The organism is Streptomyces sp. NPDC027663 (assembly GCF_055566415.1).
The window spans coordinates 237,370-248,159 of sequence record NZ_JBVHSK010000006.1; the positions used below are offsets into that span (position 1 = coordinate 237,370).

A 10,790-nucleotide genomic window follows, 5' to 3' on the forward strand; every position below is an offset into this window, starting at 1 on the left:
GCGAATCCACCGAGAAGACGCGATTTCTGCGACCAGCGATGGACACCGGGCGTGCCGAATGGTCCCGGAGTCGGACAACCGCGACCGGCTCCATGCCGTCTTGCAGATTCAGGGTGCCGGGCTGGAGAACCGCTCCCGCAGCTTGTACTTCAGCACCTTGCGCAGCGTCTCGTTCCGCGGGAGGGCGTCCACCACCTCCAGCCGCTCGGGCAGCTTGTGCACGGACAGTCCCTTCTCGCGCAGGAAGGACACGATCCCGGGCAGCGTCGGTTCAGCCGTGCCGGGGCGCCGTTCGAGCACCGCGCAGACCAGTTCCCCGCGTTCGGCGTCCGGCAGGCCGACGACCGCGGTGTCGGCGACCGCCGGGTGCGTGGCCAGCAGGTCCTCGATCTCCTTGGCGGAGATGTTCTCGCCCTTGCGGATGATCACGTCCTTGAGGCGGCCGGTGAGGACCAGATGGCCGGAGTCCGTCAGGTGTCCGAGGTCGCCCGTGCGCAGGAAGCCGTCGGGGTCGAAGGCCGCCGCCGTCTGGGCGGGGTCCAGATAGCCCTGGCAGACGGCCTCGCCGCGCAGCAGTATCTCGCCGTGGACGATCCGGATCTCCATGCCCTCGGGGGGCCGCCCCTCGGTCGCGGCGAGGTTCTCGGGGGTGTCCTCCGGATCGCCCATGGTGATCATCGGGACCTCGGTCATGCCGTAGCCGTGGGTGAGCTGGACGCCCATCTCGCGGACCACCGAGTGGTACAGCCCGGGCGGCTTGGGGGCGCCGCCGCCCGCGAGGAGCCGCAGGGAGGGGATCACCTTCCCGGCCGGCTGCTTGCGCTGCTCGGCCAGGAACATGGAGTAGAACGCCGTCGAGCCGCCGGCCACCGTCACCCCGTGCCGCCGGTACTCCGCCAGTGCGTCCGGCAGCGCGAAGTGCTCGAACATCACCGCCGGGAAACCGTAGAGGAGCAGCATCACCGTGTAGTCGGGTCCGGCTATGTGGGCGTAGGGGAAGGCCATCGAGCCCACGTCGTCCGGGGTGAGCCGCAGGGCGTGGGCCAGGCAGGAGCCGCCCGCGATCAGGGAGCGGTCGGTGTGCAGCACGCCCTTGGGGTCGGAGGTGGTGCCCGAGGTCCAGTAGATCCAGCGCACCGAGGTGCCCTCGGCGGGCGGCGGGGGCAGCGCGGACGGGTCGCCGTCGGGGAGGGTGCCGTACGCCTCGAACACGCCCCTGGCGCCCAGGCGGTGCGCCATCTCCGTGTGGTCGTGGCCGCGCCAGACGCCCGGTACGGCGAAGAACTCCGCCTTCGACTCGCGCAGCGCGAAGCCGACCTCACGGTCCCGGTAGAAGGGGATGACCGGGGACTGTACGGCGCCCAGGCGGGCCAGCGCGAAGGACAGCAGGGCGGTCTCGATGCGGGTGGGCAGCTGCCAGGCGACCACCGTGCCGGGGCGCACCCCCATGCCGTACAGGCCGGCCGCGACGCGTTCGGCGCGCGTGTGCAGCTCGCCGAAGGTCAGCCGGCGGCCGGCCTGCAGCAGGACGGGACGGTCGGGGGTGAGGGCGGCGCGGCGGGCGACCAGCTCCCACAGTGTGCGGGCGGAACCCAGGGTGTGCGGGGTCTCGTTCATGGCTGCCCCCTGCTTGGCTGACGGCTCGTCAGATGTCATGCTAACTGACGGACCATCAGATAAGTACCGTCCGGCGGAGGGGACCATGGCGACCGAACTGCCCCGCATCATCAGCGTCGACGACCACGTGATCGAGCCCGCCCACCTCTTCGAGACCTGGCTTCCCGCCAAGTACCGGGACCGCGGGCCGAGGCCACTGACCGCCGGGATCGGGGAGCTGGCGTACGTCGGCGGGAAGTACCGGATCACCATGGATCCGGCGGGCCAGCCGACCGACTGGTGGATCTACGAGGACCTGAAGTTCCCGTACAAACGGAACATCGCCGCCGTCGGCTTCGACCGGGACGAGATGACCCTGGAGGGCATCACCCGCGAGCAGATGCGGCGCGGCTGCTGGGACCCGAAGGCGCGCCTGGAGGACATGGACCTCAACCACGTCGAGGCCAGCCTGTGCTTCCCGACCTTCCCCCGCTTCTGCGGACAGACCTTCGCCGAGGCGCACGACAAGGAGGTCGCGCTCGCCTGTGTGCGCGCCTACAACGACTGGATGGTGGAGGAGTGGTGCGGGGACAGCGCCGGCCGGCTCATCCCGCTGTGCCTGATCCCGCTGTGGGACGTGGAACTGGCCGTCGCGGAGATCCGGCGCAACGCCGCACGGGGGGTACGGGCCGTCACCTTCTCCGAGATCCCCACCCACCTCGGACTGCCGTCCATCCACTGCGGGTACTGGGACCCCTTCTTCGCCGTCTGCCAGGAGACGGGCACGGTCGTCAACATGCACATCGGCAGCAGCTCGCAGATGCCCGCCGCCTCCCCGGACGCACCGCCCGCCGTGCAGGCCTCGCTCAGCTTCAACAATGCGATGGCCTCGATGACGGACTACCTCTTCAGCGGGGTCCTGGTCAGGTTCCCGCGGCTCAAGCTGGCCTACTCCGAAGGCCAGATGGGCTGGATCCCGTACGCCCTGGAACGCGCCGACGACGTGTGGGAGGAGCACCGCGCCTGGGGCGGGGTGCGGGACCTGATCCCCGAGCCGCCCTCGACGTACTACTACCGGCAGGTCTTCTGCTGCTTCTTCCGCGACAAGCACGGCGTGGCCTCGCTGGACGCGGTCGGCCGCGACAACGCCACCTTCGAGACCGACTACCCGCACGTCGACTCGACCTTCCCGCACACGAAAGAGGTCGCGCTCGACCACGTGAAGGGCCTCGACGACGAGACCGTGTACAAGCTGATGCGGGGCAACGCCATCCGCATGCTCGACCTGGACTTCGACCACTGATGGACCTCTCCTGCACGCCCGAGGAGGAGGAGTTCCGGTCCCGGCTGCGGGAGTGGCTCGCCAAGGCGCTGCCCACCCTGCCGGCCAGGCCCTCCCCCGACGACTGGCCCGGCCGCCGCGCCTACGACCTCGGCTGGCAGCGGATGCTGTACGACGCCGGGTACGCCGCCGTGCACTGGGACGCCTCGCCGACCCTGCGGCTGATCTTCCTGGAGGAGACAGAGAGGGCGGGCGCGCCCTATGTGGGCGCCGGCTTCGTGGGGCTGCTGCACGCCGGCCCGACCATCGCCGCCGAGGGCACGCCCGGGCAGCGGGCGCGCTGGCTGCCGCCGATCCTGCGCGGCGAGGAGGTCTGGTGCCAGGGCTTCAGCGAACCGGACGCCGGCTCCGACCTCGCGGCACTGCGCACGCGCGCGCGGCGGGACGGCGACGACTACGTGGTGACCGGGTCCAAGATCTGGACGTCCCACGCCGAAGTGGCCGACTGGTGCGAGCTGCTCGTCCGCACCGATCCGGCGGCGCCCCGGCACAAGGGCATCACCTGGCTGGCCATGCCCATGGACGCCGACGGCATCACCGTACGGCCGCTGCGCACGCTCGCCGGGTCGGCGGAATTCGCCGAGGTGTTCCTCGACGAGGTGCGCGTGCCGGCCGCCAACCGGGTGGGGGAGGAGAACGACGGCTGGCGGGTCACCATGGTGACCCTCTCCTTCGAGCGCGGCACCGCCTTCGCCGGCGAGGTCGTCGCCTGCCGCCGTGTCCTTTGCCAACTCGCGCGGACGGCACAGGAGAACGGACGCTGGGACGATCCGGCGCTGCGCCGCCGGCTGGGCAGGCTCGACGCGGAGTTCCGCGCCCTGTGGCGGCTGACCCAGTGGAACGTGAGCGAGGCGGAGGCGAGCGGCCAAGTCCCCGGGGCCGGCGGCTCGGTCTTCAAGCTCCGGTACTCGCACGTCCGGCAGCAGCTGTACGACACGGCGGCCGAGGTGCTCGGCCCCGAGAGCCTCGATCTGGACCGGCCCTGGGTGCTCGACCGGCTGTCCTCGCTGTCGTACACCATCGCCGCCGGCACCTCGCAGATCCAGCGCAACATCGTGGCCGAGCGGATCCTCGGCCTGCCCAAGGGGAGGTGAGCGTGAGTTCTCGGCTCACGGAAGGACGGGTGCGTCCAGCGAGCGCCCCGCCGGGAGGTGATCATGCGCTTCCAGCTCACCGATGATCAGCAGGCGTTGCGCCGGGGTGTACGGGAGCTGCTGGCGCGGTGCTTCGGACGCGAGGCGCTGCGCGCGGCCGTCGCCGCACCGGGCGGGCTCGACCGGGAGCTGTGGCGGACCCTCGGGGAGGCGGGCTTCTTCGGCCTGAGGCTGCCGGAGGCGGACGGCGGGGTCGGACTCGGACTGCCCGAGGCGGTGCTGGCCTTCGAGGAGGCGGGGCGGGCCCTGCTGCCCGGGCCGCTCGTGGCCACGCATCTCGCGGCCGGCAGCGTGCCCGGCGCGGCCGGCGGGGAGACGGTCGTGGCGGCGGTCGACGGGGAACTGGTGGAGTGGCTGGACGCGGCCGACGTCGTACGCGGGGACACCTCCGGTGCCGCACCGCTGCGGTCCGTGGACCCGCTGACCCCGCTGCACCGGGTGGACCGCGCCGGCGCGCCGGGCCCGCAGTCCGTGCTCCTCACCGCCGCCGAACAGCTGGGCACCGCGGCCCGGGTGTGCGAGCTGGCCGTGCAACACGCCCGGACCCGTGAGCAGTTCGGGCGGCCCGTCGGCGCCTTCCAGGCCGTACAGCACCTGTGCGCGGAGCTGCTGGTGCGGGCCGAGACCGCACGCGTCGCCGTCTATGCCGCCGCCGTCACCGCCGACCCCGCCGACATCGCCGCCGCCCGGCTGCTCGCCGACGAGGCCGCCGTGCAGGGGGCCCGCGACTGCCTCCAGGTGCATGGCGGCATGGGGTTCACCTGGGAGGCGGACGTGCATCTGCACCTGAAACGGGCCTGGGTGCGGGCCCGGCGTGCCGGGGGAAGCACGCAGAGTGAGGAACTGCTCGCCGCCGCGTTGGCGGGCTGAACCGCCGGGCGCTTCCTGGGCTGGGGCACCCGGGAAGCCATGGCCCACGATGTCGCGGATCGTGGCGTACCGGAATCACAGCGCGTCGATACCGGGTTGTGTCCTTCATGTGACTCGTCACGGCCTGGAGTCGGGGGCACCCTCCGGTACCTTGTGTGGGATGCGAGTGGCTGCGCGGACGGTCCGAGCCGGCGGTACCCCTGGAGTGGTGCCGGGTCGTGCGGTGCGCAGCGCTGCTCGCAGGGCGGTCGGGCGCGTTGCCCCTGCCTGTTCGACTCCCCGGCACGAGCGTCGCACAGTATGCCGCACGCGTACTCCTTCGCGCGGGAATATGCCCGAAGCGCTTGTTGGGGTGACTGTACGTCAACCATGCTGTCTCGCAAGCGAGTCACAGACCGTGACCCTTGCTCTGGCCGTTGTTCTGGCCATGCAGAAAATGGCTTCGATCGTGGCCCTCGTCGTGATCGCCGCCGTGGCTGCCGCCGCGGTGTGTGGCGGGCGCGGGGCCATGAGTCCGCCGGTTCGGATGGTGTGAGCGGTGCAGGTGCTTCAAGTGCAGCTGGAGATCCGGCCCGACCCCGCGGAGGTGGGACGGGCCAGGAGGTGGGCCCGCTCGCGGCTCTGCGGGTCGGGGATAACGGCCGACGAGCCGCTGGCCGAGACGCTGATCCTGCTCGTCTCCGAGCTGGTGACCAACGCCGTGGTGCATACCGGCCGTCCGGCCGTGCTGCGGCTCTGCCTGCCCGGTCCGGTGACCGGGGACGCCGCGTCGGCCACGGTGCGGGTGGAGGTGACCGACACCAGCTCCCGCGCCCCCGTGCCCCGCTGCGCAGGCAATGACGCCACCGGCGGCCGCGGTCTGGCCCTCGTGGACTGTCTCGCCGACCGCTGGGGCTGGAGCCCCGAGGGTGCCGGCAAGAGCATCTGGTGCGAGCTGGACCGGTGTTCACAGCCCGGCCGGAGCGCAGCGATGGCGTACGGGGGCGGACAGTCCGCGTACGAGGGCCTCGCCTTCGAGGCTGTGTAGCCCCCCGTATCACCGGTGCGCCGGGGGTGCACCCGTGCGCGGGCGCCCCGAGCAGGGATGGAGCAATCCATGCCCGTACCGGCGTTGACGTCCTCCGGGTGCCTGATCAGGCTGGTGGGCGTCGATTCGCCGCGAGGGGACGGCGAGGGCCCGGCTGACGGCGGTCCTTGTCGAGTGTGGGTCGCATCGGATGGCGGCGCGTGCGTGTGACGTGGGGGGAGGCGCGCCGCCAGCCGCATCCTTCCGTGACGGTGTTCAGAGGACGGCCACCGGCGCCACGGGAGTCCCGGTCGCGCCGACGAACGGCTCGGGCATGGCCGACAGCAGGAACACATACCGCCCCGCTTCTCCACAGGCTGTGGACAACTCTTCGAGATTCCAGTTCTGGCCCTGCAGCATCCCCATCTCCACCAGGTCCAGGGCATGCACGGGCAGCCACAGGCCGTCGATCTCGGGAGGAAAGATCTCAAACGTGAGCGTGTCGTTCGCCACGGCGGCCACGTCGCGTGCGTGGAACCACTCCGGACAGCGCACCGAGAGGCCCGGCGAGGGATAGCCGTACCCGTGCTTGTCCCCGGTCAGATACGCCTGCACCTGCCCGGTCCGTACGAGCACGACGTCTCCGGCACGCACGCGCGTACCGCCCAGTTCCTCGGCTGCCTCCAGGTCGTCCGGGGTGACCGCGTGGCCCCCCGCCAGCCGGTCCACGCCCCGCGCGCGGGCCACGTCCAGCAGCACCCCGCGCGAGACGATGTGCCGGGCCTTGTCGATGCCGCTGAACTCGGCGCCGCCGTGCGCGGTCACCGTGTGCGCCGGACGGCCGTTGTAGAGCTTCCCCGAGTGCGACACGTGCGTGAGCGCGTCCCAATGCGTGCCCGCCTGCAGCCCCATGGTCACCGCGTCGTCGCTGCACGCCACCGTGCCCGGGCCGAACAGTTCCTGGTTGAGCTGCACCATCGCGTGCAGCGGATTGACCCGGCCCGGGATCATCCCGGTCTGCACGCCGTCCTGTTCCAAGGGCAGGGCGAGCGGGATGCGGCGACCGGTCCGCACCTCGGCGGCGGCCTCGCGCACGACGTCGTCGGTGATCAGGTTCAGTGTGCCGATCTCGTCTTCCGCCCCCCAGCGGCCCCAGTTGTTCACGCGCTCGGCGATCTCGTGGAACTCCTCCGGCAGTGTCATCCGGTGCCTCCCCGGGGCTTGTGCCCGCGCATCCGACGGGCCATAAAATCTAACGGACCGTCAGAAACCGCGGGAAGGGGCCGGGCGTGGGGAACTTCTTGGCAGGCAAGGTCGTCGCCGTCACGGGTGCCGGGCGCGGTATCGGGCGTGCGGTCGCCCTCGCGGCGGCGGCCGAGGGCGCGAAGGTCGTCGTCAACGACTACGGGGTGTCGGTGGACGGTGCCTCACCCACGAGCGAGGTCGCCGAGGCCGTCGTCAAGGAGATCGAGGCGGCGGGCGGCGAGGCGGTCGCGGTCGCCGACGACATCTCCACGATGGCCGGCGGGCAGCGGGTCGTGGACGCCGCCGTGGCGTCGTACGGCCGCATCGACGGCGTCGTGTGCGTGGCCGGGATCCTGCGGGAGCGGATGCTGTTCAACATGACCGAGGAGGAGTGGGACCCGGTCGTCGCCACGCATCTGAAGGGCACGTTCACCGTGTTCCGGGCCGCCTCCGCCGTCATGCGCAAGCAGCGGGCCGGCACCCTCATCGGCTTCACCAGCGGCAATCACCAGGGCTCCGTCTCGCAGGCCAACTACAGCGCGGCCAAGGGCGGGATCATCTCGCTGGTGCGCAGCGCGGCGCTCGGTCTGCACAAGTACGGGGTGAGCGCGAATGCGGTCGCACCGGTGGCCCGGACGAGGATGTCCGCCAACGTTCCCATGGAGCTGGCGGAGATCGGGGAGCCGGAGGACGTCGCCGCGCTGGTGGTGTACCTGCTGTCCGACGGTGCCGCTGCGCACGACATCACCGGGCAGGTGTACACGATCGCCGGGCCGAAGATCGCGGTGTGGGCCCAGCCGAGGGAACTGCGCGCCGCGTACGCCTCCGGCGGGTGGACGCCGGAAGCGATCGCGGCGTTTCTGCCGGGGTCGGTGGGGGTGGATCCGATGCCGATGCTTGCGCGGGTGGCGGCGATGGAAGAGGCGGCGCGGAGTGGGGCTCGGCCGAACACGCGCTAGTTCGGGGGCGGAGCGCCCACTGGGCCGGGGGGCGGTGTGGTCCGGCGGCTGCGGGTGTGTGGTGGTCGCTCGCGCAGTTCCCCGCGCCCCTTTACGGGCGCTTCCGTGCCGATACGGCTGCGGGTGTGTGGTGGGTTGCTCGCGCAGTTCCCCGCGCCCCTTGCGGGCGCTTCCGTGCCGATGCGGCTGCGGCCGAGAGCTTGGGGAGGCGCCCCGCAGGCGTGGGTGAGCGAGGCCGGCCCCGCCCAGCACCAGCACCCGGTCATCAACCAGAGGCGGCTGACATGGAGTTCGGGTTCACCGAAGAGGACGAGGCGTTCCGGAGCGAGGCTCGGGCGTGGCTGGCCGCGCACGTCGACCCTGGTGCGGACCGGCGTACTTGGGAACGCACGCTGGGCAAAGCCGGGTGGATCGGGCTCGGGTGGGGGGAGGCGGGGTACGGGAATCGGACCGCCGGTCTGACCCGGCAGGTCGTCTGGGCCGAGGAGTACGCCCGGTCGGCCGCGCCGCCCCGCTCGGGACACATCGGCGAGAACCTGCTCGGTCCGACGCTCCTCGCCCACGGGACGCAGGAGCAGAAGGCCCGCTTCCTGCCCCCCGTCGCGGCCGGTGAGGAGCTGTGGTGCCAGGGGTACAGCGAACCGGACGCGGGGTCGGACCTGGCCGGGGTGCGGACGGCGGCGGTGCGGGACGGGGCGTACTACCGGATCACCGGGCAGAAGATCTGGACCTCGCTCGCCCACGAGGCCGACTGGTGCTTCGTGCTGGCCCGGACCGATCCGGAGGCGCGCCGTCACCAGGGGCTGAGCTTTCTCCTCGTGCCCATGGACCAGCCCGGGCGCATCGAGGTGCGGCCCATCCGGCAGCTGACCGGTACGAGCGAGTTCAACGAGGTCTTCCTCGACGGGGCACGCGCGCGCGTGGAGCACGTCGTCGGTGGGGAGGGGCACGGCTGGCGGGTGGCGATGAGTCTGCTGGGCTTCGAGCGCGGGGTGTCCACCCTGGCCCAGCAGATCGGCTTCGCCGAGGAGCTGGCGGCGGTGGTGCGCACGGCCGTGGCCACCGGCGCCGTGCGGGATCCGGTACTGCGGGCCGCGCTCGTGCGGCAGTGGGCCGAGCTGCGCGCCATGCGCTGGAACGCCCTGCGCACCCTCGGCGGCTCCGGCGACCCGGGCGCGCCCAGCGTGGCCAAGCTGCTGTGGGGCGGCTGGCACCAGCGCCTGGGCGAGCTGGCCGTCCGGGTCAGGGGGGCCGAGGCGGCCGTGGGGCCCGCGGACTGGTCGGCCGCGGCGCCGTACCCGCTCGACGCGGACCAGCACCTGTTCCTGTTCTCCCGGGCCGACACCATCTACGGCGGCTCGGACCAGATTCAGCGCACGATCATCGCCGAGCGCGTGCTCGGACTTCCGGGAGACCCGAAGGGGGCCGTGTGATGCGTGGTGTGGTGTTCGACGGCAGGCAGGTGCAGGTCGTCGACGACCTGGCCGTACGGGAGCCGGGGCCCGGCGAGGTGCTCGTCGCGATCGCGGCGGCAGGGCTGTGCCACAGCGACCTGTCGGTGGTGGACGGCACCATTCCGTTCCCGGTGCCGGTGGTGCTCGGCCACGAGGGCGCCGGGGTGGTGGAGGCGGTGGGCGCGGGCGTCACCCATGTCGGCCCCGGTGACCATGTGGCGCTGTCCACCCTCGCCAACTGCGGCACCTGCGCGGAGTGCGACCGGGGACGGCCGACCATGTGCCGGCAGGCCATCGGGCGTCCGGGCAAGCCGTTCACGCGGGGCGCGGGGGGCCTGGTGCACCAGTTCGCCGCCAACTCGGCCTTTGCCGAACGTACGGTCGTCAAGGCCGTGCAGGCGGTACGGATCCCCAGGGACATCCCGTGGACGTCGGCCGCGCTGATCGGGTGCGGGGTGCTCACCGGGGTCGGCGCGGTCCTGAACCGGGCGCGTGTGGACCGCGGGGACAGCGTGGTCGTCATCGGCACCGGAGGCATCGGGCTGAACGTCCTGCAGGGCGCGCGGCTCGCGGGCGCCCTCTCGATCGTGGCGGTGGACTCCAACCCGGCCAAAGAGGCGGTGGCCAGGCAGTTCGGCGCGACCGACTTCCTCACCTCGGCGGAGGGGGTCCGGGACCTGCTGCCGACGGGCGCCGACCACGTCTTCGAGTGCGTCGGCCGGGTGGAGCTGATCCGCCAGGCCGTCGACCTGCTCGACCGGAACGGCCAGGCGATCCTGCTCGGCGTGCCGCCGGCCACGGCCGAAGCCTCCTTCCTGGTCTCCTCCCTCTACCTGGACAAGTCGATCCTCGGCTGCCGCTACGGCTCCTCGCGCCCGCAGCGGGACATCGCCCTGTACGCCGGGCTGTACCGCCAGGGGCGGCTGATGCTGGACGAGCTGGTGACGGTGGTGCACCCGGTGGAGGACTTCGGGAAGGCCCGGGAGGAGGTGGAGGCGGGCCGGGTGGCCCGGGCGGTGCTGCTCTTCTGAGCTGTCGTCAGCCGTGTCCGGGGAGTTGTCCACAGGCCCCGCAGCGGGACATCGCCCTGTACGCCGGGCTGTACCGCCAGGGGCGGCTGATGCTGGACGAGCTGGTGACGGTGGTGCACCCGGTGGAGGACTT

At 72.1% G+C, this 10,790-nt stretch carries 10 protein-coding genes; 8 read left to right on the forward strand and 2 right to left on the reverse strand.

What is annotated here, in order from left to right:
- Positions 1 to 108 precede the first annotated feature (108 nt).
- On the reverse strand, positions 109 to 1,617 hold the full coding sequence (locus ACZ4SF_RS18895; RefSeq protein WP_468385415.1) for a class I adenylate-forming enzyme family protein: 1,509 nt from the start codon (positions 1,615 to 1,617) through the stop codon (positions 109 to 111).
- Positions 1,618 to 1,702: 85 nt separating this feature from the next.
- Between ACZ4SF_RS18895 and ACZ4SF_RS18900 the strand changes: the two genes are divergently transcribed.
- The 5 genes from ACZ4SF_RS18900 (at position 1,703) to ACZ4SF_RS18920 (ending at position 5,989) form a co-directional block, all read left to right on the forward strand.
- A complete protein-coding gene (locus ACZ4SF_RS18900) occupies positions 1,703 to 2,899 on the forward strand; it encodes an amidohydrolase family protein (protein ID WP_468385418.1) in 1,197 nt (398 codons plus the stop codon).
- Positions 2,899 to 4,032 (forward strand): acyl-CoA dehydrogenase, encoded by a 1,134-nt coding sequence (locus ACZ4SF_RS18905; protein ID WP_468385421.1) that lies wholly within the window; start codon positions 2,899 to 2,901, stop codon positions 4,030 to 4,032. Before ACZ4SF_RS18900 ends, ACZ4SF_RS18905 begins: the two co-directional genes overlap by 1 nt.
- A 63-nt stretch (positions 4,033 to 4,095) precedes the next feature.
- Positions 4,096 to 4,962 carry an acyl-CoA dehydrogenase family protein gene (locus tag ACZ4SF_RS18910; protein ID WP_468385424.1) on the forward strand — a complete coding sequence of 289 codons (867 nt, stop codon included), beginning with the start codon at positions 4,096 to 4,098 and terminating at the stop codon, positions 4,960 to 4,962.
- Between the two features lie 397 nt (positions 4,963 to 5,359).
- Positions 5,360 to 5,497 (forward strand): hypothetical protein, encoded by a 138-nt coding sequence (locus ACZ4SF_RS18915; RefSeq protein WP_468385427.1) that lies wholly within the window; start codon positions 5,360 to 5,362, stop codon positions 5,495 to 5,497.
- An 18-nt stretch (positions 5,498 to 5,515) separates the two neighbouring features.
- Positions 5,516 to 5,989, forward strand: coding sequence for an ATP-binding protein (locus tag ACZ4SF_RS18920; protein ID WP_468385975.1), 474 nt, complete (start codon positions 5,516 to 5,518; stop codon positions 5,987 to 5,989).
- Between the two features lie 255 nt (positions 5,990 to 6,244).
- On the opposite strand, the gene ACZ4SF_RS18925 is transcribed toward ACZ4SF_RS18920, so the two are convergent.
- Positions 6,245 to 7,171 carry a cyclase family protein gene (locus ACZ4SF_RS18925; protein WP_468385430.1) on the reverse strand — a complete coding sequence of 309 codons (927 nt, stop codon included), beginning with the start codon at positions 7,169 to 7,171 and terminating at the stop codon, positions 6,245 to 6,247.
- An 86-nt stretch (positions 7,172 to 7,257) separates the two neighbouring features.
- On the opposite strand from ACZ4SF_RS18925, the gene ACZ4SF_RS18930 reads away from it, so the two are divergent.
- The 3 genes from ACZ4SF_RS18930 (at position 7,258) to ACZ4SF_RS18940 (ending at position 10,657) form a co-directional block, all read left to right on the forward strand.
- Positions 7,258 to 8,172: an SDR family NAD(P)-dependent oxidoreductase gene (locus ACZ4SF_RS18930; protein WP_468385433.1), complete on the forward strand. Its 915-nt coding sequence runs from the start codon at positions 7,258 to 7,260 to the stop codon at positions 8,170 to 8,172.
- A 284-nt stretch (positions 8,173 to 8,456) separates the two neighbouring features.
- Entirely contained in the window at positions 8,457 to 9,605 is a 1,149-nt protein-coding gene (locus ACZ4SF_RS18935; RefSeq protein WP_468385436.1) for an acyl-CoA dehydrogenase family protein, read from the forward strand.
- Positions 9,605 to 10,657: a Zn-dependent alcohol dehydrogenase gene (locus tag ACZ4SF_RS18940; RefSeq protein WP_468385438.1), complete on the forward strand. Its 1,053-nt coding sequence runs from the start codon at positions 9,605 to 9,607 to the stop codon at positions 10,655 to 10,657. Before ACZ4SF_RS18935 ends, ACZ4SF_RS18940 begins: the two co-directional genes overlap by 1 nt.
- Positions 10,658 to 10,790 lie beyond the last annotated feature (133 nt).

What these genes read in the sequence shown, in the direction of transcription:
- ACZ4SF_RS18925 (WP_468385430.1), bottom strand. Translation starts at nt 7,171, where the DNA reads ATGACACTGCCGGAGGAGTTCCACGAGATCGCCGAGCGCGTGAACAAC.
- ACZ4SF_RS18940 (WP_468385438.1), top strand. Translation starts at nt 9,605, where the DNA reads ATGCGTGGTGTGGTGTTCGACGGCAGGCAGGTGCAGGTCGTCGACGAC.
- ACZ4SF_RS18895 (WP_468385415.1), bottom strand. Translation starts at nt 1,617, where the DNA reads ATGAACGAGACCCCGCACACCCTGGGTTCCGCCCGCACACTGTGGGAG.
- ACZ4SF_RS18935 (WP_468385436.1), top strand. Translation starts at nt 8,457, where the DNA reads ATGGAGTTCGGGTTCACCGAAGAGGACGAGGCGTTCCGGAGCGAGGCT.
- ACZ4SF_RS18900 (WP_468385418.1), top strand. Translation starts at nt 1,703, where the DNA reads ATGGCGACCGAACTGCCCCGCATCATCAGCGTCGACGACCACGTGATC.
- ACZ4SF_RS18905 (WP_468385421.1), top strand. Translation starts at nt 2,899, where the DNA reads ATGGACCTCTCCTGCACGCCCGAGGAGGAGGAGTTCCGGTCCCGGCTG.
- ACZ4SF_RS18910 (WP_468385424.1), top strand. Translation starts at nt 4,096, where the DNA reads ATGCGCTTCCAGCTCACCGATGATCAGCAGGCGTTGCGCCGGGGTGTA.